At 34.5% G+C, this 25,598-nt stretch carries 19 protein-coding genes and 1 tRNA gene; 5 read left to right on the plus strand and 15 right to left on the minus strand.

The window, feature by feature from the left end:
* The 10 genes from H5V42_RS08595 to H5V42_RS08640 form a co-directional block, all read right to left on the minus strand.
* Nucleotides 1-969: a Gfo/Idh/MocA family protein gene (locus H5V42_RS08595; protein WP_185782751.1), complete on the minus strand. Its 969-nt coding sequence runs from the start codon at nucleotides 967-969 to the stop codon at nucleotides 1-3.
* 12 nt (nucleotides 970-981) lie between these two features.
* Complete coding sequence (uxaC, locus tag H5V42_RS08600; protein WP_185782752.1) at nucleotides 982-2,379, minus strand: glucuronate isomerase; 1,398 nt, start codon at nucleotides 2,377-2,379, stop codon at nucleotides 982-984.
* A gap of 13 nt (nucleotides 2,380-2,392) precedes the next feature.
* A complete protein-coding gene (locus H5V42_RS08605) occupies nucleotides 2,393-3,058 on the minus strand; it encodes a bifunctional 4-hydroxy-2-oxoglutarate aldolase/2-dehydro-3-deoxy-phosphogluconate aldolase (protein WP_185782753.1) in 666 nt (221 codons plus the stop codon).
* 7 nt (nucleotides 3,059-3,065) lie between these two features.
* Nucleotides 3,066-4,112: a sugar kinase gene (locus tag H5V42_RS08610; protein WP_185782754.1), complete on the minus strand. Its 1,047-nt coding sequence runs from the start codon at nucleotides 4,110-4,112 to the stop codon at nucleotides 3,066-3,068.
* A gap of 138 nt (nucleotides 4,113-4,250) precedes the next feature.
* Entirely contained in the window at nucleotides 4,251-5,537 is a 1,287-nt protein-coding gene (locus H5V42_RS08615) for a class II aldolase/adducin family protein (protein ID WP_185782755.1), read from the minus strand.
* A gap of 8 nt (nucleotides 5,538-5,545) precedes the next feature.
* Nucleotides 5,546-6,958: a purine-cytosine permease family protein gene (locus tag H5V42_RS08620; RefSeq protein WP_185782756.1), complete on the minus strand. Its 1,413-nt coding sequence runs from the start codon at nucleotides 6,956-6,958 to the stop codon at nucleotides 5,546-5,548.
* A gap of 10 nt (nucleotides 6,959-6,968) precedes the next feature.
* Nucleotides 6,969-8,120: an alpha-hydroxy acid oxidase gene (locus H5V42_RS08625; RefSeq protein ID WP_185782757.1), complete on the minus strand. Its 1,152-nt coding sequence runs from the start codon at nucleotides 8,118-8,120 to the stop codon at nucleotides 6,969-6,971.
* Nucleotides 8,121-8,126: 6 nt separating this feature from the next.
* Nucleotides 8,127-9,500: an FGGY-family carbohydrate kinase gene (locus H5V42_RS08630; protein WP_185782758.1), complete on the minus strand. Its 1,374-nt coding sequence runs from the start codon at nucleotides 9,498-9,500 to the stop codon at nucleotides 8,127-8,129.
* 8 nt (nucleotides 9,501-9,508) lie between these two features.
* Complete coding sequence (locus tag H5V42_RS08635; RefSeq protein WP_185782759.1) at nucleotides 9,509-10,789, minus strand: sugar isomerase; 1,281 nt, start codon at nucleotides 10,787-10,789, stop codon at nucleotides 9,509-9,511.
* A gap of 71 nt (nucleotides 10,790-10,860) precedes the next feature.
* The gene (locus tag H5V42_RS08640) at nucleotides 10,861-12,960 is read right to left on the minus strand and encodes a bifunctional aldolase/short-chain dehydrogenase (RefSeq protein WP_185782760.1); all 2,100 of its coding nucleotides are present in this window, start codon (nucleotides 12,958-12,960) and stop codon (nucleotides 10,861-10,863) included.
* Nucleotides 12,961-13,119: 159 nt separating this feature from the next.
* Between H5V42_RS08640 and H5V42_RS08645 the strand changes: the two genes are divergently transcribed.
* The 4 genes from H5V42_RS08645 to H5V42_RS08660 all read left to right on the plus strand — a co-directional run bounded on the left by H5V42_RS08645 (nucleotide 13,120) and on the right by H5V42_RS08660 (nucleotide 19,802).
* On the plus strand, nucleotides 13,120-14,160 hold the full coding sequence (locus tag H5V42_RS08645; RefSeq protein WP_185782761.1) for a GntR family transcriptional regulator: 1,041 nt from the start codon (nucleotides 13,120-13,122) through the stop codon (nucleotides 14,158-14,160).
* A 218-nt stretch (nucleotides 14,161-14,378) separates the two neighbouring features.
* Entirely contained in the window at nucleotides 14,379-17,483 is a 3,105-nt protein-coding gene (locus H5V42_RS08650; RefSeq protein WP_185782762.1) for a SusC/RagA family TonB-linked outer membrane protein, read from the plus strand.
* Between the two features lie 11 nt (nucleotides 17,484-17,494).
* Nucleotides 17,495-19,066, plus strand: a complete 1,572-nt coding sequence (locus H5V42_RS08655; protein WP_185782763.1) for a RagB/SusD family nutrient uptake outer membrane protein — start codon at nucleotides 17,495-17,497, stop codon at nucleotides 19,064-19,066.
* A gap of 16 nt (nucleotides 19,067-19,082) precedes the next feature.
* Entirely contained in the window at nucleotides 19,083-19,802 is a 720-nt protein-coding gene (locus tag H5V42_RS08660; RefSeq protein ID WP_185782764.1) for a hypothetical protein, read from the plus strand.
* 414 nt (nucleotides 19,803-20,216) lie between these two features.
* Here H5V42_RS08660 and H5V42_RS08665 read toward each other — a convergent pair.
* A tRNA-Arg gene (locus tag H5V42_RS08665) sits at nucleotides 20,217-20,290 on the minus strand.
* Between the two features lie 65 nt (nucleotides 20,291-20,355).
* On the opposite strand from H5V42_RS08665, the gene H5V42_RS08670 reads away from it, so the two are divergent.
* Nucleotides 20,356-20,868 (plus strand): adenine phosphoribosyltransferase, encoded by a 513-nt coding sequence (locus H5V42_RS08670; RefSeq protein ID WP_185782765.1) that lies wholly within the window; start codon nucleotides 20,356-20,358, stop codon nucleotides 20,866-20,868.
* On the opposite strand, the gene H5V42_RS08675 is transcribed toward H5V42_RS08670, so the two are convergent.
* The 4 genes from H5V42_RS08675 to H5V42_RS08690 all read right to left on the minus strand — a co-directional run bounded on the left by H5V42_RS08675 (nucleotide 20,865) and on the right by H5V42_RS08690 (nucleotide 25,478).
* A complete protein-coding gene (locus H5V42_RS08675) occupies nucleotides 20,865-21,014 on the minus strand; it encodes an SsrA-binding protein (protein ID WP_185782766.1) in 150 nt (49 codons plus the stop codon). The two genes, H5V42_RS08670 and H5V42_RS08675, sit on opposite strands and share 4 nt — an antisense overlap.
* 83 nt (nucleotides 21,015-21,097) lie before the next feature.
* Nucleotides 21,098-22,432, minus strand: a complete 1,335-nt coding sequence (locus H5V42_RS08680; protein ID WP_185782767.1) for a cell envelope integrity protein TolA — start codon at nucleotides 22,430-22,432, stop codon at nucleotides 21,098-21,100.
* 527 nt (nucleotides 22,433-22,959) lie between these two features.
* Nucleotides 22,960-25,119, minus strand: coding sequence for a M56 family metallopeptidase (locus H5V42_RS08685; RefSeq protein WP_185782768.1), 2,160 nt, complete (start codon nucleotides 25,117-25,119; stop codon nucleotides 22,960-22,962).
* A complete protein-coding gene (locus H5V42_RS08690) occupies nucleotides 25,119-25,478 on the minus strand; it encodes a BlaI/MecI/CopY family transcriptional regulator (RefSeq protein ID WP_185782769.1) in 360 nt (119 codons plus the stop codon). Before H5V42_RS08690 ends, H5V42_RS08685 begins: the two co-directional genes overlap by 1 nt.
* Nucleotides 25,479-25,598 lie beyond the last annotated feature (120 nt).

The raw sequence follows: 25,598 nt of genomic DNA on the forward strand, positions 1-25,598 counted from the left end.
TTATCGCCCAGAAAGTTTTTCCATAGCCTTCATTATGGTAAGTCCCTCCTCAGCTGAACAGGGGTTTTCTTCATTTCCTAGGAAATAGGAAACAACGGCTTCAATCATAGGCTGCTGAATGTGTTTAGGATTTTTGAATTCGAAAACGGTTTCCCTATCTTGGTTGTTTAGGATGACATTATCACCATAAAAAGTAAAATAAATGCTTCCTTTGGTACCGTAAATGACACATTCTTCTTTTTTGTAGGTTTCGGAAGCCGTGAAATTCCAAAGGCCTCGAAACTGGATGTCATTTTTGAAAAGGATGATTCCGTTTACGGTATCCGCCACACCAATTACTTCTCCGGTAGAAAAACCTGATACGTCTTCGAATTCTCCGAAGTAATGGTACATCAAATCTATTTGATGCGGGGCCAAATCATAAAAATAGCCCCCGCCCGAAATAGCAGGGTTCAACCGCCAGTTTTCTTCAGAATTGGCTACGATATCAGAATTTTTAGGCTGTAGAATTTGTATGTCCGCAAAAAGAACCGAGCCAATCGCCTTGTTGTCAAGCAATGCCTTTACCTTTTCAAAGGCAGGCAGCTTTCTGCGGTAATGGGCAACGGATAACTTGTTGTCACTATTGTTTACGGCAGTTACTAATTCCCGTGCTTCCTCCGATGTAAGTGCCATAGGTTTTTCTAAATACACGTTTTTACCCGCCGTAAGGGCATCCATTGTATACTTTAAATGTGTGGATGGCGGGGTGGCCACATAAATCGCATTGATCTCATCATTGTCCAATAACTCGTCTGCATTATCTGTCCAAATAGGAACTTGATGCCTTTGCGCAAAATCTTGGGCTTTTTTCCCATTACGTCGCATAACCCCAAGAAGTTCGGAGCCTGCAATTTTTTGAAACGCAGGACCACTTTTAACTTCGGCAACATCACCACAACCAATAATGCCCCATTTTACTGTTTCCATAAGTTCAATTTTTTATAGTCCGAAGTATGCTTTTGCATTGTAATAACAGATATCACTTACAATTTTACCAAGCCATTTTTCATCAGCTGGTAGTTCTCCATTTTCAACATCTTGGCCTATTAGGTTACAAAGGATACGTCTAAAGTATTCATGCCTTGGAAAAGATAAGAAACTTCTTGAATCTGTAAGCATACCAACAAAACTACTCAACAAACCCATATTGGACAGGGTGTTGATTTGTTTTTCCATTCCGTCTTTTTGGTCGAGAAACCACCAAGCAGAACCATATTGCACTTTTCCTTTTACAGTACCATCATTAAAATTTCCAGCCATTGTTGCAAATACCTCATTATAGGCAGGATTTAAATTGTAAAGAATAGTTTTACTTAATTGATTAGTACTGTCAAGATTATTTAAAAAGCTACTAAGTGCTTTGGCTTGCGAAAAGTCACCCATAGAATCAAAACCAGTATCTGATCCCAATTTATCTAAAAGCCTCGTATTATTATTTCTAATAGCGCCTAAATGGAATTGTTGAACCCATCCTTTTGCATGATACCTTCTGCAAAGAAGTAATAAGGTTGTTGATTTAAATGTTTTTACTTCTTCTTTGCTTAGGTTTTTTCTAGATTTTATTTTATTAAAAATTACATTGCAATCTCCACTTTTTTTATCAACTTCATATAGCTGTTCCAATCCATGATCGGCAATTCTGCACCCAACATCGTGAAAATACGTTATTCTATTATCTAAAGCAGAAATTAAATCATCATAAGTTTTAATTTCTATTTGCGATACATTTGAGAGTAAATCCAAATAATCTAGATAAGTAGAAATATTTTCAACCGCATAAGCCTTATCAGGTCTAAATGTAGGCAAAGTTTTAGGTGCATCATTATTTTCATCTATGATTTTATGGTAAATCAAAGTGTCTACAGGATCATCTGTGGTACCCAAAAATTCTACTTTGCGTTGAGTTAGTAGCCCTATTGTATGGTAAGGGGTCTCTTGTAGTCTATTAGAACATTCTCTATATACTTCCTCCGCATTTTCTAGGGTGAGTAAATCATCTATATTAAAATATCTTTTAAGCTCAAGATGTGTCCAATGGTAAAGCGGATTTCTTACTGTGTAAGGTACTGTTTCTGCCCACTTTAAAAATTTCTCTTTATCAGAGGCATCACCCGTAATATATTTTTCATCCACCCCTTGAGCACGTAATGCACGCCATTTATAATGATCACCTTCTAACCAGACTTGAGAAAGGTTTTGAAAAATACGATTTTCAGCAATATCCTTTGGTGGTAGATGATTGTGATAATCTATTATTGGTAAATCTCTTACATATTCATGATAGAGTTTTTCGCTAAAAGAATTTTGCAATAAAAAGTTATCATTTATAAAACTCATAAAAAACAGTTTATTAGCGTAACGATGCAATAAGCTCTAAGGTACCTTTTACCAACTTTTGCAAACTTTCGTAATCTTCATTTTTTAATAGCTCTTTACTAATAAGCTTTGACCCCATACCTACACAAGTTACTCCAGCATCAAACCATCCTTTTAGGTTATCGGCATCTGTACTTACACCACCAGTTGGCATTACACTTGTCCATGGTTGTGGGCCTTTAATTGCTTTTACAAAGCCTGGACCGTATGTAGACCCAGGGAACAGTTTAACCAAATCACAACCTAACTCTTCTGCTGCGTTGATTTCTGTTAAGCTACCACAACCCGGTGACCATAGTACTTTTCTACGATTACATACTTTAGCTATGTCTTCTCTCAACGATGGGGTTACAATAAAGTTCGCTCCCATTTGCATAAATAAACTTGCTGCAGCAGCGTCTGTTATGGAACCTACACCCATAATCATACCTGGTAATTCTTTAACCGCATATTTATTTAATTCAGAGAATACTTCATAGGCAAAGTCTCCTCTGGCGGTAAATTCTAGTAAACGAGCGCCACCATCATAACACGCCTTTAAAACCTTTTTGCCCAACTCTACATCGGGGTGGTAAAACAGGGGCACCATTCCAGTGCCCTGCATTGCTTGTAATACTTCTAATTTTGAATATTGTGCCATACTATTTTTATCTAGCTACCCTACCGGAAGCATCGCCACTCATTAATTTTTCTACTTCTTCTACTGTTGCTAAGTTAGCATCACCTTTAATGGTATGTTTTAAACAAGACGCTGCAACCGCAAAATTCAATGCGTTTTGGTCGTCTTCTGGGTATTTTAACAATCCGTAGATTAAGCCACCCATAAAAGAATCGCCACCACCTACACGGTCAACAATATGTGTAATTTGGTATTCTGGTGATTTGTACATAGTCTTACCATCGTATAACACACCAGCCCAAGTATTATGGCTCGCAGAAAGTGAACCTCTTAAGGTTGTAATTACTTTTTTAGCACGAGGAAAACGCTTCATCATTTGTTGACATACTGATAAAAAGGCTTCTGCCTTTACATGCTCTCCTTGAGTTGTAATATCTAAACCTTCTGGTTTAATACCAAAATGCTTTTCAGCATCTTCTTCGTTACCCAAAACAATATCGCAATACGATGTAAGCTCAGACATAATTTCTTCGCGTTTAGCATCATCACAATACTTCCAAAGTTTAGCTCTATAATTTAAATCTGTAGAAATGGTAACACCCATTTCACTAGCTGCTTTTACCGCTTCTAAACATGCATCTGCTGCACCTTGAGAAATAGCTGGGGTAATACCAGTCCAATGAAACCATTCAACACCTTCAAAGACCGATTTCCAATCAACCATGCCTTTTTCTATTTCTGCCATGGCAGAATGTGCACGGTCATATACCACTTTGCTACCTCTAGATACAGCTCCCGTTTCTAAAAAATAGATACCCAAACGGTCACCACCGTAAACAATCTTATCTGTACCCACACCACGCTTACGCATTTCCATAAGAGCACATTGACCAATATCATTCTTAGGTAAACGAGTTACAAAATCTACGGGTACACCATAATTAGCTAAAGAAACAGCAACATTAGATTCACCACCGCCATACACTACATCAAAACTGTTGGCCTGTGAAAATCTTAAAAATCCTTGAGGTGCCAAACGAAGCATTATCTCTCCGAAGGTTACTACTTTTTTCATTATTTGTTTTTCTAAGTTGTTTATTGAATTATTAATTATTTATAGAAATCTATTTAAGGCGCCAAAGTACTAACCACAAAGCATTCTCAGGTTCATTATTGGAGTGATATTGTACATTGGTTCTTAAAATAATAAAGATCACCCTAAAAAAGTCTCTTTTAATTCCTTAATCTGTTGATCATTAATTGGTTTTAAATTACCAAGAGAAGCCCCCATTACAAGGGATTTAGCACTAAATTCTGCAACTTCTAAGCGGTCAAATGTTTGTAATAATTCATCTCCGGTAATCAAAACACAGTCATTTTTTATAAGTACTGCAGGTTTGGAATCTGTCCAAAGCTTATTTTCTTTATTACTAGTAAAATGGTCACCAAAGGGATATGCTAACAAGTCTTGTAAAAAAATCCAACTCTCGGGAATAGTTCTTACATCTAAATGAACATCAGTAATACTAAATGCCATTAAATATGGAGATTGAGTCATAATAATTGAATTTACATTCGGATTATTACGATATATTTCTTGATGGATGGCTGTGGCCCTACTTGGATATTTACCTTTTTCTCTTGTTCCGTTTTTTATTTGAACTATATCATCAAGTTGGATTTCCCATCTAGAAAAATCTCTTGGAGTAATCAAAAAATCATTTTCTTTCCATCTAACAGAAACTGTTCCATAGGAACTTATCATTAACCCTTGTTGGCACGCCCTTTTAACAATGGTGCATATTTTAGCTCTTTTTTCTCTCTCTTCAGAAGTGTACTTAGGATTATTTTTTGTTTCTGTTAGCTCAGTAATTTGATTATAAAATGCTTGTATTTGTTCGTTTTTGAGGTAGTTCGGCGTTCCTAACATTTGACCATAAAGTAAGGTACTAGCACAAAATTCTAAGGTTTCGAATCTTTGATAAGCATCATCAATATTCGAACCGCCTAGAACAATACCGTGATTTTCCATAATTACGGCTTTAAAGCCCTTTTTGAATTCTTCGGCGATTACACTTCCTAAATCTTGACTTCCCGGCAGCTTATATGCTGCATAACCTATAGGCCCACAAATAGTTTTTGCTTGCGGAATTACATTGGTATTTGGAATTTTATGAACAATACTAAAAGATACTAATGCAGGCGGATGCGCATGTATTACTGACTTTATATCTGGCCTAATATCATAGATTGCTTTATGAAATGGGAACTCTGAAGAAGGTTTATGTTTGCCTACGATAGTTCCATCTAGTTTAACGCAAATAATATCGGAGGCCCTGAGGGTTCCTTTATCAATTGCTGAGGGTGTTATCCAAATGTTACCATCCTCATCCTTAATAGAAATATTACCGCCAGAGGTAGTCGTCATACCTCTTTTGTAAATTCTATCTATTATGATGATAATCTGTTCCCTTGGATGCAAAAGTTCATGAATCCTCATTGGTTTTATTATTTATTCTTTTGCAATTGTTTGCTAAAAACTAAAAACAGTATACCACATAAAATCCAAGCGGGCAGGGTAACAAAAGACAGAAATACATCAAATTGGATAGAAATAAAGTAAAACAGTCCAAAGCTAACTACCCAAGCAAGAAATACGGCCTTATTAAATTTTATTCCAGCTTTTTCTGCATAGTTTTTTTCAATTCCTGCTTTGGTATGATAAAAGTGTTCAAATACGATAACAGCTCCGAATGGTGCTAAGATAAATCCATACAATGCCACAAAACCCAATAATTTCATTGCAAATGCCGGAAATAAACCAGCTATTGTAGCTATTGTACCTGCAATAATAGTGACCCAAAACGTTGAGATCTTAGGTGTAATAGCTTGGAAAGCTAGACCTGCTCTATAAATTGTAGGGTTGGCTGTTGTCCATCCTGCAAGCACAACTGCAATAATTCCAAAGACGCCAATAGCATTATGTGCTAATGGTCCGGGCGCAACAGGTGGGGCTTCACCGTTAGAAAGAAAAGCTTGGGCTTCTGGAGATTTAAGATATACAGCGTATAATAAAGCTGCTGCTATCCATGCCATGTAATGCCCCACATACATACCAGCGGCAGTAGTCCATCCTGCACTTGATTTTTTTGCAAATCTAAAAACAGACAAATCAGACATACCTATATGCATGGCTGCATTGGCAAACCATGACCAAATTACTACGTGCCAAAAAGTAAATTTAATTTGACCGGGAAAAGGTTCTGAACCTTCTCCCCAAATGTTCCAAAAATCTTTAAAACTACCTACACCTAACTGATTAAGGGCAACAAACCCACACGCCACAAAGGCCAAAACAATCACAGGAGACATCCAATTTGCTGCTTTGGAAACCGTATCATAACCTTTTGAAGCAATCAAAGAAATTACGGCACCAATACATATTACAATAATTATCCATGTAGGTCCATTAGGTAAGGTGTCTGTAAGTTTAGGCATCTCCATATTAAAGGGTATACCAACTGCGGTTGCAGATACAGTAATCATTGCTCCTGCAAGGAAACAAAAAAGTATACCATTGGCGAGGTTATAACCAATAACTAAATTTTTACCACAAATTTTTTCTAATTGATAGTAGAGCGTTAACCTATTGTCTACAGCAATTTTTGCAGTTAAATAGCGCCAACTTAAAACCGCGAGTAAATTGCCTATTAGAAGACCTATAATTAAATCGAAAGCACTTACACCAGCGGTTAAAAATAGGGGCCCAATCATAAACTCTGTTCCTGCAGCGTGTTCACCGGCATACATACCTAGAAAACTTTTCCACCCTTTAAGTTTAGAAGTTGGTACGGGTTGTCTCTCAAATTCGCCTCCGGCAATTTTCTCAATGATTTCTTCTTCAATGTTGTATTGGCTCATGTTTGGTTATTTAGTTGGTAATTAAATGCTTTGGAAGATCTTCAACACGTTCACAACAAAGTTGGTCCATTACTTGTTTAAATTGTGTTTTAAGCATAGTAATAGTATGCTCACCACCTTGGTTTCCTAATGCTCCGCATCCGTAAAGAAAAGAACGTCCCATAAAAGTGAATTTCGCCCCAGAAGCTATTGTTCTTGCAATATCTGGCCCAGAACGTAATCCACTATCCATCATTACTTCAATTTTATCACCATATTTAGGGGCGATTTCTGCTAATGAATTTATTGTTGATTCTGCTGCGTCTAACTGTCTACCCCCATGATTTGAAACAATGATACCATCAAAACCAAGCCTAATGGCATCTTCTGTATCTTGAGCAGAAGCCACACCTTTTAATACTAGTTTACCTTTCCATTTATCTCTAATAGGTTTGATACGTTCTTCATTAAGTCTGCCAGAAAATGTTCTATCCATAAATTGACCAAGTTGCCTAAGATTTAAACCTTCCGGAGTGTAAGGTTTTAAGGTTTCAAATGTTGGTTGACCATATCTTAAGGTATTCAAAGCCCATGTTGGCTTACCTAATATTTGCAGAATATTAGCTATTGACATTTTAGGAGGCAAAGCAAGTCCATTTCTAATATCTCTTGGACGATACCCAAAGGTGGGAACATCGCACAATAAAACTAATACAGGGCATTGTGCCGCTGCCGCTCGATCGATAATATCGTTTCTTATAGCATCTTCAGCCGGATTATACAATTGAAACCAAGCATTCCCGTTGGTTAGTTCACTGGCGCGTTCAATATTCATAGTAGTTACCGTACTAAGAATAAACGGAATATTGTGCCGATAAGCTGCTTTAGCTAAAATTTCTGGAGAATTTGGCCACATTAAGCCTTGGAGACCAACTGGTGCAATACCAAAAGGAGCATCAAACTCCATTCCTAAAACTTTAGTTTTAGTTGAACTAACTCCTTTATTTCTAAGATATCTTGGTTCTAGTTTTACATCTCTAATCTCACTTGTATTTCTAATAATATTTACATCTTCATTACATCCTCCATCTAGGTATTCAAAAGCAAATTTTGGAATTCGTTTTTGAGCTTTATTTCGTAAATCTTCCATTGAAGGATACTTGGAGTTAATTTTCCCTGCCATAAGTGATTATTTTACTATAAATGGAACATGTTTTTTTAATGAATAATTCTTCCTTAAAAATTTTGAATTTAATTCATTGTCAGATATTGCAATAGCAGCTCCAAGCGCTGAACCTAGAGAGGAGTCTGTTGTGCGTAACTCCATATTTCTTAGATAATGAGATACTAGTTTTATATAGACATCATTATCACTAAAACCACCATCGATATATAACTTTTCAATTTTGTCTTTACCAGTTACAGTAATTATACTTTCAACCTGTAGTAAGACCAATTCAATCATTAATTGATGGTAGGCATGTTCAAATTTATCATACCTAATATTTGTGTTTGCTGGCATATTTTGATGCTCAAAACCTTCCCATTTAAAACAATATTCAAAGTCTTTGATTATAGTGAAAAAAGTATCTGAATTAAATTTTACGGTTTTGTGATAATCTGATGAAACATTAAAAAGTTTTGATAATTTTTTTACCTGCAAACCGTATTCATTGCCTAAAAATAGTCGACTCGCTTTTACGGGTTTACCGTTAATTCTCATGTAATTAATACAGTCTTTTTCTATTTCTGAACTACTAATTAATTCTTCGGTAAAAGGGTTTAAAGCTATACTCCATGTACCTGTGGATACTAAAATGAACTTTTTCTTAATACTTCTTACGTAAGGTAATAAGGCAGCGGAACTATCATGGATTCCAACTCCTATTTTAATACGATTGCCATTGTAATTCATATTAATACTTGTTTCAGTAGAAACAATAGGAGGTAAGATTTCGTTAATTTTTTCTTGATAAACCCAAGTGTGATAATCTTTTTTGCTGTAATCCCATAGCGCGGTATGGCAGCCAATACTAGTATATTCACTAAGAGCAATGCCTGTGAAAATGAAACTGAGATATTGGGGAAGATGTAAAGAATGTTTTATTTTTTTAAAGACTTCTGGTTTGGAATGTTTTAACCAATATAGTTGTAAGCCAGAATTTAGCATACCATCGTCAGAAGAGCCTGTTGCTTTAAAAAACTCTTTTTTAGGGCCATATTTTTTAAAAAATTCTTCAGTAAGATTGACATTTAGTGGTTTAGTGTAATTGTATAATGGCGTGAGAATGTTTCCATTTTTGTCAATGTGAACAAAACTTGCTCCGTAAGTGGAAAAGTTTATTGCTTTTATGTGAAATTTATCTTCCGATAAAATTCTATCAAAAACCTCTTTAATCCAGTTTTGTAAGCTATGAATATTCTCGGTTGGATGACCATCTTCATCTACAACCAAATCAAGGTGGGTATATTCTCTGTATACTTCTTGATAGTTTTTATCGAAAAGAAAAAACTTCTTATTAGTTTTACCTATGTCAAAAACAGCTGTTACTTTCTCCCTCATAGTTTAAATTATAGTCCGGTAGCTACTGCGTTTTCTCCTCTTTCAGAAATTAGATTTTTTCTGATATTTAAATTTCTATAGGTTTCCAAAGGTCTTATGGCAGCACCAACGTTTAATCTTGCTTTTTCTAGAAGTGGTCTAACATCTGTTCTAAAGGCTTCTTGTAAAATTTCTTGACATTGAACAATATCATGATTGTTTTGAGCTACTTTCAATTTATCTTGGTCTATTAGTAAGGATTTTGCATATGCCTCCAATATTGCCTCCAATGATTGAATTAAATCTTCTAGAGGATCTTTGATATTATGACTAGCATCAATCATCCAAGCGGGGTAGGGATTCTGAGGGTTGTTTTCCATTCCATATACCAAAGAATTAAATATTAAAAATAGCGCGTAGGGTTTAATACTGCCTACTGTTAAATCATCATCTCCATATTTACTGTCGTTAAAATGAAAACCTCCCAATTTACCTTTTAACATTAAGGTTGATACAATTTGTTCAATATTGGAATTTGGAAGATGATGACCTAAATCTACTAAGGTATATGCTTTATCTCCACATGCATTTGCTAACATGAAAGAAGTACCCCAATCTTGAATAACGGTACTGTAAAAATTAGGTTCATAAGGTTTATATTCAATAAACAACTTCCAATCTTCTGGTAATGCTTTGTAAATAGTTTTTAAGCTATCTTCTGTATGCTGTAAGGCATGTTGAAAATTAGTTTGTCCAGGAAAATTTGATCCGTCTGCTAGCCATACGGTTAAACTTTTTGAACCCAATTTATCACCAATTTTAATTACTTCTATGTTATGAGCAATTGCTTGATCCCTAGAATTTTTATTTGTATTTGAGAGCGATCCATATTTATAAGATTCTTTAGAACCAGGCTGATCTTGAAAAGTATTGGAGTTAACTGCATCAAAAAGAATACCTTCAGTCTTGGCAATTTCTTTTATAGCAAGATAATCTGTTGGAATATCCCATGGAATATGCAAAGACACTGCACCGGCGGCATTGGTTAGTTTATGTATTATACCAATGTCTTCAATTTTCTCTTCTAATGATCTTGGCTCTCCTTTAAAGCTAAATCTTCCAAAACGAGTTCCGCCAGCGCCCAAAGCCCAACTTGGTATGGCTACTTGAAAATCTTGAATTTTTTGTATTAATTGGTTAACATCTATTCCCTTTTGAGTTAGTTGTTCACTTAAATAATTAAAACTATGTTGGTGAGAAGCTTTAGTATTTTTGTTACTATCTAGTAATTGATTTAAATCTATTTTCATTTTTGAGAAATATTAAAAAAGCTTCTACATATAGTAAAACGTAGAAGCTTTAACTGAATACAACTAAACTATTATCTTACAAATGCATTGGCCATACCGCCATCTACATTAATTATATTTCCGGTTGTTTTATCAAGAATACCTACACAGGCAAAAACACCATTAGCAATATCTTCAGGATATATTATCTGATTCAATAGGTTTCTTTTTGCATAATGTGCGGGTAATTCTTCAACGGTGATACCATAGGCTTTAGCGCGACCTTCAGCCCAATCTCCTTCCCAAATCTTGCTGCCAACTATAACTCCATCAGGATTTACCACATTAACTCTAATTTGGTCTTTACCTAATTCTGCTGCAAGTAATCTTGACATATGTTGTTGCGCCGCTTTGGAGGTACCATAACCAACATTATTTGGTCCAGAAACTAATCCGTTTTTACTAGCAATACTTATTATGTCACCTCCAAAACCTTGTTTCCGCATAATTTCTACAGCTTGTTTTGCTAATTCAAATTGCCCTTTTACTAGAACATTCTGTAATAAATCCCAATCTTTTTCAGAGGTTTCTTCAAGAGGTTTTGAGATTGCCAATCCTGCACTATGTACAACGATATCAACACCGCCAAATTCTAAACATGCTTTTTTATAAGCTTCTTTTATTGAGGCAGTATTTGTAACATCGCAAACTGCGTAGCTTGCTGTATCTCTTTTGTAGGTGCCAACTGCTTCTTTTAATCTATCTTCAGCAATATCTGTTAAAACAACATTAGCACCTTCTTCCGCTAGTTTGTCAGCTATTGCTTTTCCAATTCCACCTCCAGCACCAGTTATGAAAGCAACCCTCCTAGAAAGTGGCTTTTCCTTTGGCATGCGTTGTAATTTGGCTTCTTCTAATAACCAATATTCAATATCAAATGCTTCTTGCCTTGGCAGTGAGGTATATTCTGATATAGCTTCAGCACCGCGCATTACGTTAATTGCATTAATATAAAATTCACTCGCAACTCTAGTGGTTTGCTTGTTTTTAGCAAAACTAAACATACCTACACCAGGATAAATAATTATTACGGGATTAGGGTCACGCATTGCAGGACTATTATCTCTTTTGCATTTCTCGTAATACTCCTTGTATTCTTGACGATATTGTTCAAATTCTGGCTTTAGCTTTTCTAGTACCGTATTAGAATTTGTAAGGTCCTCTGATGTATCTAATGATAATACCAGAGGTTGAATTTTTGTACGTAAAAAATGATCAGGGCAAGATGTACCCATAGGCGCAAGGCGCTCTAAGTCATTACTATTTATGTATTGAAGTACAACATCCGAGTCTGTGAAATGCCCAATCATTTGAGCTTCAGAAGAACATAAGCCTCTTAATAATGGCATTAATTGAGCTGCTTTAGAAGATCGCTCTTCTTTAGGTAAACTTTTTACTTTTTCACCACCAAAAACGGTTCCATTTTCTTCTATTTTCTTCGCAATATATTCAGAAGCCATTTCAATAACTTCTAAACTATTCATATAACATTCATAAGAGGTGTCTCCCCATGTAAATAAACCATGACTACCAAGAACAATACCTCTAATTCCAGGGTTGTCATTTAAGCATTTTTCTAATTGTAAGCCTAAATCAAAACCAGGTCTCTGCCAAGGTACCCAGCCCATGGCATCACCCCAGATTTCCTTTGTTATTTTTTCACTATCCTTGGCTGCAGCAACGGCGATTAAGGCATCAGGGTGTAAATGGTCAATATGCTTAAATGGTAAAAGACCATGTAATGGTGTATCTATAGAAGGTGCTCTACTATCAAGGTCATAAATACAATGGTTGAATAATCCAACCATTCTATCCTCATCATCCAAACCTTGATAAACGTTTTTTAAATTTCTGAGTCTTTCCGTGTATAAACCAGCAATTCCAGAACGTGTAAGAGTTCCAATGTCTCCTCCAGAGCCTTTTATCCACATAACTTCAACCTCTTCATTTGTTAAAGGGTCTTTTTCGATGGTTTTACAACTTGTATTTCCGCCTCCGTAATTGGTAATTCTTAAATCAGAGCCAAGAAGATTAGATCGGTAAAGAAAAAGTTCCACTTGGTTATCACCAAGTTCTAAAGCTTTATTCTCATTCCAGAGATAATTCACGTGATTGAAAGTCTTAACTGGCATATTGTGTATTTTAATAACTTTTTAACGAAAATATACTGAGTAAAAAAGAAAGGCGTCCTGTACTATGCTGTTAGATAAGATAAGAAATAGTTTAGTATCAAAACAGTATTTACCTTATTTTGCAGGCAAAAACTAACAGCTAATTTGTATTTTAAACAAATGATTGAAAATATTGAAATAAATATAGATTCTAGAGTGCCCAAGTATAAACAAGTTATGGATTCTATAATTAGAAATATCAATAATGGGAGTTTGGCAATGGGTGAGAAAATACCTTCGATTAATGAGCTTAGCGAAGAACATTTATTATCTAGAGATACTGTTGAAAAAGCCTATAGCATCTTAAAAAAGCAAAATATAATAGAATCTGTTAAGGGTAAAGGTTATTACATTTCCAAAACAGATTTAGCAGTTAAAACAAACGTTTTGTTTTTAATTAATAAGCTAAGTACTTACAAAATGAAAATATTTAATGCCTTTGTAAGTAAATTAGGTACAAACGCAAAAGTTGATTTAGATATTTACCATTGTGAACCATTGGTTTTTAGTAAAATTCTCGAACGTAAAAAACTAATGTATGATCATTACGTAATTATGCCTCATTTTAAAGATGATGATATGCAGCATATGGGATGTACTGATGAAATCTTAAAAGCTATTTTATCTATTCCAAATGGTAAACTAATTGTTATGGATCGTAATCTAAAGAGTCTTTCTTTAGAAGCTGGTAGGGTTTATCAAGATTTTACTGAGGATATTTACAAAGCTCTTAAAAAAGGTGTTGATAAGTTTAAAAAGTATAAGAAGATTATTTTGGTGTATCCAAGTAAAGCGGTTTATCCTTATCCTAAGGGGATTGTAACTGGTTTTAAAAGATTTTGTATTCAATATGAAATTGATTTCGAAATTTTAGATGAAATCTATGATAGTATGGAGCTTGAACAAAAGGATTTATATATTATAATAGAAGAGTCTGATTTAGTTAACTTAGTAAAACAGGTTCGAGAAAAAGAATATAAATTGGGAGAAGATATTGGTATTATATCGTATAATGATACTCCTTTGAAAGAACTATTAGGAATTACCGTTGTAAGCACCAATTTTGAAAAAATGGGAGAAGCAGCAGCAATAATGATTCTTGAAAATAATAAAACTGAAATAAAAAACGAGTTCAATTTTATTGAACGTTTTTCTGCTTGAAAAAGCCTATATGGCTAGTAAAACCACAATTGATTAGTTTTAGTTTTGAACTATTAACCACTAATTTATTTTCTACGCTACCCCATGGGACAGGATACTTGACAAGTTTGGAGTTGATATCATTGTTACAATTTACTAAAAACTTTAGGTTATTAATTACAATAATCTTGAGGAATAGTAGAAATTTTTAATGAACTATTAATTAAACTAAACTTGTAATGAAAAAAGATGAAAACGACATTTTTCGGTTGAACAAATGGCGGTTAGTTGGTGTTAGTTTGGTTTTGCTGTTTTTCTCATTTACAGTTCAAGCTCAAATACAAGCCGTATCTGGGACTGTTACTGATGTAAACGGTGAACCAATTCCAGGAGTTAACGTGGTGCAGAAAGGAACTACTAACGGGGTTTCCACAGATTTTGATGGAAATTATACCTTAAACTTAGTGCCGAGCTCACGTGTTTTAGCGTTTTCTTATATCGGTTTTGATACCCAAGAAATCACTGTAAACTCTACTACAATTAATGTCACCCTTGAAGAAGATGCCCAAAGTCTAGATGAAGTTGTAATCATAGGTTACGCAAAAGTATCTAGAGAAAAAGTACTTGGTGCATTATCTTCTGTAAAGTCAGAAAAAATTGCCGAAGTAACTCCAACTAATGCTTTTGAAGGTGTTCAAGGTCGATTAGCCGGGGTGCAAATTGCAACCAATGGTGGTCCAGGTGCCGGATTTGATATCAGGGTAAGGGGTACTTCTACCTTTAGTGCTGGTGGTACCGGTCCGTTGTACGTTGTTGACGGTCAACAATTGGATAATATAGATAATATTGATCCTAACGATATTGCTTCTTTAGAAGTGTTAAAAGATGGTGCAACAACAGCAATATATGGTACAAGGGGAGCTAACGGTGTTGTTTTAATCACAACAAAATCAGGTAAAAAAGGAGAAGTTAGTGTTGATGTTAATGTTGTTACCGGTGTAAATTCTTTAAACGGAGCAATACCGGTTGCAAATACCAGACAACGTTTGTTTTACGAAGATGTAAGAAGAACAGATGCGCAAAGGCAAAACCCAATCGGAGCACAAAGAGACTCTTTAAATTTGCTTTACAGAAATTCTTTTGATCTTCAAGACTTAATTACAAGAGCCGGTTTTAGAAACCAGGTTAACGTAGCTGTTAGTGCAGGAAATGAAAAAGCAAGAGCGTACTGGAATACTGGTTTTTTAAACGAAGATGGTATTGTAGTAAATAGCAATTTCAGAAGAATAAATACACGTCTTAAAATTGATTTCATGCCAAGCAAAAAACTAACCTTTGGCACTAATTTTAATGCGTCATTTGAAGAATTTAATGGATTGAGTGAAAATCAAGTATTTCAACAACTTGTAGAACGTATTGCTTATTTTCCTGTGCTTGAGCCAAATGGAGACTTTACTCCAGAAATCGCAGGTCGACAAAATCCTTTAGCTGAAGCAAATCTAAGAGAACTTAGACTCCGAACATGGAGAGGACAAAGTTTTAGTTTTGCACAATATGAGATATTACCTTCACTTACTTTAAAGTCGACACTTGGTTTAAACTTTAGATTACGTAGAAATAATGATTTTCAACCACTCCTAGTTTTAAATCCAAGAAACACTAATCCTTTAGCAAGTTTCAGAGATAGAATTGATTATGATATTCAACAAGAAAATTTCGTCAATTACACCAACGAGTTTGGTAAACACAGTGTTTCTGCTTTTGCAGGTATGCAAATTTTAAAGAGATATAGAGAAGAATTTGGTATTTCTAATGCATTATTTGTTTCTGAAGATATACAAACATTCAATAATGCTGATCCAGATGGATTAGGCATTAATTCAGGCCAGACTTTTAATACTAGAAGTAATCTGTACTCTTTATTTACCGGTTTTAATTATGATTTTGATAATAGATATTTAATAAGTGCAACCCTTAGAAGAGATGGTTCCTCAAGATTTGGAGAAAATAACGAATTTGGTTATTTCCCATCTGGATCAATAGGCTGGAGGGTAAGTAATGAATCTTTCCTAAAAGGTAATACTGTATTAAACAACCTATTACTTAGAGCCAGTTATGGAGAAACTGGTAATGACAGAATAGGTGATTATGAATTTACATCGGCTTTGGTTCCAGGTGCTATCTATGATGGTATCAGTGGAGTACAACCTACGAGATTAGGTAACCCTAATCTAAGCTGGGAAAGTACAAATGCAACTAATATCGGTTTTGATTTGGGTATGTTCAGAAATAGATTAACAATCAATTTTGATGTTTGGAGAAAAGATACCGAAGATCTTTTGGCTAATGTTCCATTGCCAGAAGAATCAGGATTTAGTTCAATTAGACAAAATGTTGGAGCAGTGCGTAACCAAGGTATCGATTTAAATGTTGGCGGTACTATTATTAAGGCACCAAACTTTCAGTGGAATAGTAATTTCAATATTAGTTTTCAAGAGAATGAAGTTACTAAGTTAGCTGGTGGCACGCCTTTTCAATCGGGAAATTATATTATAGAAGAAGGACAGCCCATAGGTAATATTTTTGGATTTAAGAATTTAGGTGTTTTTCAATATGATGAGTCTAATGCCTTTACAGATGACGGGGTACAATTAACCCCAAATTTTGACACAGAGGGCGAGTTCACCAATTACACTTTAAATGGTCAGGAGTTTACAGGTAACGTAAATCAAATACGAAATGATGGTAGAGTAGCCCAAGGCGGCGATATTATCTGGGATGATGTAGACGGTGATTTTGTAATAACTAATGAAGACAGACAAGTTATTGGTAACGGTTTGCCTACCGCTTTTGGAGGCTTTAACAACGATTTTACCTATAAGGATATCACGTTAAGTTTTCTATTCGATTTTACTTTGGGCAATGACACTTGGAGACGTTGGGACGAATTACGAAACGATTTGAATTCTTCTAATGAAACTCCTGGGCCCGACCGTATTGAAGGTTCGTGGCAAAATCCTGGTGATATAACGGTTTACCCTAGGTTAAATAGAGTTCCACAAAATAGAGATAGACCAAATAGTTTTTATGTAACAGATGGTAGCTTTATAAAGCTAAGGTTTGTAAGACTAGGTTATAACGTTCCACAATCTGCATTAGACAGATTAGGCTTTTTAAAGAAATGTTCATTCTTTATTTCAGGAAATAATTTGTTGACATGGACAAATTATCCAGGGTATAACCCTGAATTGGGTACACGAGGTAATCCACTACAGCCAGGTTTGGATAATCTTAGATTTCCGAATGATCGTGAAGTAATATTTGGAATGAATCTTAAATTTTAAACTGTATTACAATGACAACTTTTAAAATAAGAAAATACACAAAATATATTCTTGCGGTAATCATTCTATTTATGGGTGTTACTTCTTGTGAAGAATTGGTGGATGAATCCCCAATCAGTGAAATTGACCCAGAAAACTTTTTTAATAACAACAATGATGCACTTGCAGCTGTAATTGGTGTTTATGATGCCATGCAACCTGCCTTTAGAGTTAAGCATTATTTATGGGGAGAGTTTAGGGGAGATAGCTACATCAACGGTAATGATGGTGCAAATGCAAATAATATTGAACTTACTTCTAATGATGTAACTTCTGGTAATTCGCCTGCTTTAAGATGGGATAATTTTTATACCATGATAAATAGGGCAAATGAGGCAATTGTAAATATTCCAACAATTGATGGATTTGACGCAAACCTATTGGCTGAAGCCTATGCTTTAAGGGCATATGCGTACTTTCAGGCAGTTAGAGTTTGGGGTTCAGTACCAGTATTCACTGAGCCTACTAGATCTCCTGAAGATTTACAAAAAGAAAGAACACCAGCAACAACAATTATTAATGAATTAATTATTCCAGATATGCTTGCGGCTGAGGCAAACATGGATATTGGTCGAATATCAGACCCTTTCAGATTTTCTTTAACTAGTATTTGGGCTTTGCAAGCAGATGTGTACGGGTTTTTAGGAGAGGATGGTAACGCAAAAGAAGCGCTTGAAAAAATTATTAATAGCAACCAGTTTCGTTTAGCAAATTCTCCTGAGGAATGGCAAGATATGTTTTTAAATGACAATGGTAATCCGTTTGATGCAGATTCCGAAAGTGATGGTCCTTTTAAAGTAATGCAAGGTCCAGAATTAATGATGTCTATTAAATTTAGTTTAGATGAAAGTCAAGGTACAGGTAATGCTAATAGATCAGGTGTTTTTTCATTGTTTTTTGCAGGGATACCTTCTTTTACTTTATCACCAGCTTTAGAGAATAAATGGAGAGAAAAATTTCCGATAGATTCTATTTTATGGGTAACAAAATATCCAGATACAAATCCTGTATTAACCAATCCAGAAACTGGAAGTTTTGTCTATGGTGATTATCGTTATTATTTATGTAGAGAAGGTTTTACAAACCTTGAACTAAAAGGCGTTGGTAATGCCAGACTTGCTAAATACAACAAGTTTAATTACAATGTAAGTTTAGACGATTCAGATATTGTATTATATAGATACTCTCACATTATATTGTTCTTAGCAGAAATTGAAAATAGGTTAGGCAATACTGGTCAATCACTTGAATTAATTAATGAATTTAGAACAGCAAGACAATTACCTTCAGTAACAGAAATAGAATTTGGAGCTACTGAAGATGAAAGAGAGTTGTTTATTTTAGATGAGCGCCATTTGGAACTAATTGGAGAAGCACAAAGATGGTGGGATTTACGCCGAACTAACAGAGCACTAGAGATATTGAATCCTATTTTAGATACGCTGTCAACTGGTACACCTCTTACACAAGAGCGACTATTATTCCCAATTTTTGATGAACATTTGGTTGAAAACCCATTACTTGAACAAACACCTGGTTACTAATTAAAAATCTATTAAAATGAAATATCTTATTAATAAAATAAAAGCGATAACAGCGTTAACCTTAGTGTTAGCAACGGTCGGTTGTGATTTAGAGCTTCAGGATAGATTTGTATTTAAACCTGATGTTAGTTTAGAAGACCCTTACAAAGACATTACTGCTTGGCAGTTTTTAAGTTCTAGCCAAGTTAATAATCAATTTAATGAAGATGGTACGTTAATAGGTGATAATTATGATTATATGTCAGCTGCCATAGCAGCAGCAGGTTTGATAGATGAATATAATACTCCTAATGATGGCAGAACATTTTTAATGTTGAATAATAATGCCTTTCTTGGTAATGGAGATGTAATAGCTTTAGTTACGGGTAGCCCCGATATAGAGGAGGGTGAAACTCCCGAAGAGGTTATGGCGAGAGCAGATTTAGATGTGCTTAGACTTATATTACGTTATCATATAATATCAACTTACATAACCCAAAATGACCCTCTTGTTGAATTTGGAGTAAATTATACATTTCAAACCTTGATACCAGGTGAAGAGGGTTTAATAGTTTTAAGAAGAGATGATAGGTTGAGAGTTGACGTTAATAGGTCTCCAGCTCCTTTGCCAAGTACAGCAACAGGTGGTGGCAATAATGAACGTATCAGAAATTATAATTATGTTTTTAGCAATGGTATTGGTCATAGTCTAAACGATCCCGTTAGAAATCAACCATATCCATCTCCTAACATATAAGAATTAGTTTTGAGTTAGTTTAGTTTTCCCCATAACTATTGAATTAGTTATGGGGATTTCTATTGCATTTTTTTAATAATACTTATGTTACTAAAACAGAGATGTAAGGCGATTAAGGTTAACCAGTAAAAATGAAGTATAGCTATGTAACATGGACTATTTTGTACTATTTATTCGTGATTATTCGCCTAACCTAATATCAGGAATTTTTAAAATTGATACTCGGTAAAATAGGATGAATTTTCGTCAAAAGTTGAAAATTAAAAATACAATTTACTCTATCCTCAACTCGTTCTTTATGGCTTCTTAAAATGTTTATCATCTTGTTTTTAATCTACTTAACAAAGGTCATTTATAGGACAAAAAAAAACGCTCAAGCTAGCTTGGCGTTTTTTATTTCGAATTATTAATTCGTGACCTCGGCAGGATTCAAACCTGCAACCTTCTGAGCCGTAATCAGATGCGCTATTCAGTTGCGCCACGAGGCCGTTTTTAATGGGGTGCAAATATATTTCTTTTTACTTTTACCACAAAATCACTTCAAAAACTTTCTATGAATTTTGCTGAATATATTAGAGATGTGCCCGATTTTCCTGAAAAAGGTGTGGTTTTTAAAGATATAACGCCACTTTTAAAAAGTAATGAAGCTTTGGTTGCCGCTACAAATGAGCTGCTTGCTAAGGTGAAAGACTTAAAAATTGATAAAGTGGTTGGGGTAGATAGTAGAGGATTTATTTTTGCACCATTACTGGCTTCTAAATTAAATGCAGGTTTTGTACCCGTTAGAAAAGTTGGCAAGTTACCTTATATAACGGCTGCTGAAAATTACGATTTAGAATACGGTTCAGATACCTTAGAAATTCATTTAGATGCTATAGAGCCTGGTGAGCATGTTTTGGTGCATGATGATGTTCTTGCTACAGGAGGCACGGCAGGTGCGGTATGCAAGTTAGTAGAACAATTAGGAGGTAAGGTGGTACAATGTAATTTCTTAATTCATTTATCTTTTTTAAATGGGCAAGATAAATTGAAACCCTACCAGATAGCTTCACTTTTAACGTATTAATCCAAAGCTTTTTTGGTTACAAAAGCACGGTAACCTATTAGTGCTAATTGCCACTTTTTGGCTTTGGCAATATCCAAACCTTTTTTCGTCATAGAAGGTAAAATGGCCTTATTAAACTTGGCTAAAAATTTATAGAAACCTTTCATTATTTAGTTTTTGCCAAAATACAAAAAGCTCTGAAAGCAAAATGCTTCAGAGCTTAGTAAAGGTTGATTGAAATATGTTGTCGTTACTTGTTGTCTGTTTCCATCATTTTTTTGGCCAAATCAGCACCAATTAATGACTCAAGAAGGTTGCCATTGGCAGAACTTCCTTTGTTACCATCAATATAAATTTCAGGTAAGTTTAGACTTTTTAATTGCCCAGCAACACCTACAGCGGTTTTATATTCCCACTCGGCACGCTCTTGTGGGGTTAAACCGGCACCTACAAGTTTTGCGTTCTGATACGCTTCAGCGTCTGCAGCAACTTTCTTGCTTTGCGCTTTATACTTTTCTACTTCAAACTGCTTTTTTTCTTTAACAAGGTTAAATTCAGCAACTTTAGCTTCAGTTTCAGCAGCAATGGTTTTCTGAATTTGCTCTTTTTCTAACCGAGCACGCTCGGCAGCTTTTTCTGCTTCACCACGAGCTTTTTCTTTCTGAGCCCTGTAAAACTCACGCTCAGCCTGCTGCTTTTCTAATTGGGTCTGTGCCACCTCTTCTTTCTGTAATTGCAAACGCTTATCAAAAGTTTCTTCCCAATCAATTTCAGTTACTACGGCTTGTACAACAGTTAAACCATAAGCTTTTAAAGAGTTGCCTTTTTCACGAACAGGTAACCCATTTTCATATTTAATTCGAAATCTTTTTTGCTTAGATTCTTTATTAACTACGGTTCGTACTACAGAAGAATCTCCAATAATCTCTTTGGGTTGATTTTCATTATACTCTTCTAAAACATACATACCGTTTTCTAATTGGTCTTTAAAATACCTGTCAAAATCTGATGCTTGACCAGATATGTAATCTTGCGCATCCATAAGTTTACAAGTGTTTTTAATACTTTGGTCAATGTTAGGTATAATACGAGAACGAATCAGGTTCATTTCGGTTTTATTACGGTCAGCAACTGATAAAAACTGAGTTTCATCTTCGGTGTTGATACTAATAACTACACTAGTTGCTATCCGTGCCTTAACCGCATCACTAAACGCCCAATATTTGGCTTTGTCTACATTGGCATATTCACTTTGCTCACCCAAATCACCTTCTGAATTTGGGATTACGTATTTAATAGGCAGTTCAAACTGAATGGGAATTAATCTACCCCACATCTTACTATGTATACCTTGCCTAAAAATAGCTTTTTGACCGCCCCAAGGATACTGTACCGCATAGGCCGTTCCTGGTTCTGCATAAAAGAAAGTTCCAGTTACAATACTTAGTAGCAAACCAAATAAAACAATTTGTAAGCTACGTTTAGAGCTAAACTTATTTAAAAATGCAGAGTTTTTAACTAAGGATTTTAGTAGTAAAGTGGCTAAGCCAAAGACAATAACGAGTATTCCTAAGAGTGTTAACATAGGTTCAAAAATTTAAAGTTGGACATTGGTTTTTTTTGATTTCTGAAATAGAAATCGCTAATCGAAAAGATTAGAGTAATATTCCCACAATGGTTATGAGAACAGAAAGTAAAAATTTAACTACAGTAATCATTTTTGGTTGAATTTAATTGCTTAGCTAGCTCAGCTTTTGGTTGATAAATAATTTGTTTTTTGATGATTGTCCAATCAATATAAAATGAGATAAGTCATGTTTGCAACCAAACCGTAGTTTTTTATTAAAATTGAATACGAATATGTAAGTAAAATAATGTTTTAGCCTTCGATATTTATGTGACCTGCTTCAGTACGATTAAAAAAATTAATAGTAAAAACATAAAATAGGATGAACTGTAAGATTTTAAGGGTGTTTTTGGACGGTTTTTTAAAATACAAGGGGCTTTTCGTTTAAAAAAGTGATAAAAATGGCATTTTCATTTTTTGAAGCATAAAAAAACCGACACAAAATTGTACCGGTTTTCTCCGTTTTTGGATTGATGATAATTAATTTATTCTTCTTTTTTAGTTGTTACTTCAATAACACCTTTTCTGGCTTTATCACCGTATTTTTCGTGGGCCGCTTTTCCTTTTGAAATATCAATAGTTTGAATGGCTTCAGGGGATAGCTTTTTAAGTTCCTCATAAGTAGATTCTTTTCCATCTATTAAAATAAGAGCGTCTTTTTCGTCGGGTACAATAACAACATCATTTGAGAAATCACCTGCCTCATCAGTATCTATAATAAATACATTTTGTGAATTGTTTTGTTCTTCATCTTCAGAGGAAATTTTAATTTTTTTGAATCTTTTTTTGGTTTTTGAACCCTCGCTACTGTTAATAGTGGTTTTACCATCTTCTTCTTTAATGATATACACATGGTTGTCACCTTCTATTTTATGAGTGGTAATTTTTACTTCTTTACCGTCTTCATTTTTAAAATCTTCGGTAAGTAACGTAATAAACTCATGGTTATTGGTAGCCATTGAATCATTTAAAATTTCAATTTTTTGTTGTTCTCCATCAATAAGAACTACATCTTCACCATCAATATTTTTAAGTTCAATGGTTTTATGCGTACCTTTTTTAATCACTTTAATGTCATTGTGCTCACCAATTTCATCTAACGCGTTCCATATTATTACATTATCATCATGTGCATGAACTTGGTTAGCGCCTTCAATATTGATTGAAGTAACATTGTCTTTGTCTAAAATTATATGCACTGCAAAAGGCGTAATGGTACTTCCCTTTTTCTTTTGTTGGTAAGTGCCTTTATCACCCTTGCCGTCGTCATAATTTACTTTAATAGAGGTGATTTCCCCTTGGTTGTTTCGCTTAATCCCCTTAAAATCAATTTTAACACCTTTAGAAGCTAAAAGAGCAGCATCATTTTTTAAGTCAGCGTCTTTTGAATCTTTGTTAACAGTAATAGTAATGTCAGTTAGTTGTTTATTTACCGTTGTATAATTCTTTTGAGTGTTTAGAGTTGGGGTAGAAGTACCCACCTCATTAATAACAAGACTGTTGCTAACATCATCATAACCTAAAGAGATTATAGCAATAGGACGCTGAGAATTACTGCTGTAATTACCATTAAACGGTTTACCTAAAGAATTCTCTCCAATTAAATGTAAGGTTATGTCAATGATTTCATTTTTAGTATTGCGAACAGTTGTATAAGAGAAATCTGTTTGCAATGTTTTAAGCTCATTTTTTAGTTGAAGCAGTTCAGCATCTGTAGTAGTTTTTTTTATGGTATACTGAAAAGACCTGTCTACTTGGGTTTCTGATACAATAGAATCAGGTTTAACTTTGTATGTAGTATTGGTATTAAATGCCAGTAAAAAAATGGCAAGGAACGGAATTAGAACGAGCAGTTTAAATAGCTTAACTCGGTTTGATTGATTTTGATGTAACATTACGATACGTTTTTTGATTAATGAATTGAAAAAAGTGTTGCCCAACGGCATAGTTGTACCCGTTGCTTGTTGAAGCATTAGGTATTGATATTGTTTTTTATCATCAACTTTATAAAGCGCTGAAGCATCAGCCAAATACTCCAAATTCTGCTTAATAAAAATGCGAAATAGCCATACTAAGGGGTTAAACCACAGAAGAATACAACAAATTTGAATAAACAGTACATCTAAGGTGTGATATTGTTGTGCATGGGCTTTTTCATGCTCAAGAATGGCTTGTAATTCTTTGGTTGAAAATTGAAACGGACAGTAAAATAGATGTCTAAAAAAAGAAAAAGGAGAAACATGTTCCTGTGTTTTTACATGAGTAAAACCTTCCTCATCCACTACAGTACTCTTTTTTTTTAGTGCATGCAATTGATGAAGTTGTAATGCAAAGCCGATGATAAAATAAAGTACACCTAAACCATAAATACAATTGAATAATAACCACCAATCAAAAACAGCGTTAACGGGCACTTCTGAAAAATTGGTGGTGGTCAAGGCCACATAGCTTACAGGTTCCGGGGTTACCCAAACAACTTTGGTAATTTCTAAAAAGGGGAGAAGGCCGGCAGTAAGTAGAGCCAAGACCAAATAGATTCTATTAAAAATAAAGAAAGTTTCTTTGCGGAGGTACAACCAATAACAAGCTAAAAATAATGCTCCTAATGCTGTAGACTTTAGTATATGTAGTACAATAGCATCCATTACTTTTTATTTTCAATTAAGGCAATTATCTCTTTTAATTCAGTTATAGAAATTTTTTCTTCTTTGGCAAAATGAGAAACCAAGCCTTTATAAGAGTTATCAAAATATTCTGCGAGAGCATTATTTACAAACTTTTTACGATAAGCTTCTTTAGAAACTTTAGGAAAATATCGGTGTGTCTTTCCAAAAGCTTCGTGGTCTACAAAGCCTTTTTCTTGCAGATTTCTTACGATAGTTGATAAGGTGTTGTAATGTGGTTTTTCACCTTCAATTTCTTCTAATATTTCTTTGACAAAGGCTTTTTGCAAACGCCAAAGAATCTTCATTACCTCTTCTTCTTTATTTGTTAATTTTTGCATGGATTCTAATTTGCAATCAAACTTATTACTAAAATTTTAGTTATACAACTATAAAAATAGTTAATTAACTAAAAAAATAGTTTTTAATAATAAATTGAGGAATAAAACTTCAACTATCTT

This window comes from Croceivirga lutea (assembly GCF_014235875.1).
In the GTDB taxonomy this organism is placed as follows: Bacteria; Bacteroidota; Bacteroidia; order Flavobacteriales; family Flavobacteriaceae; genus Croceivirga; species Croceivirga lutea.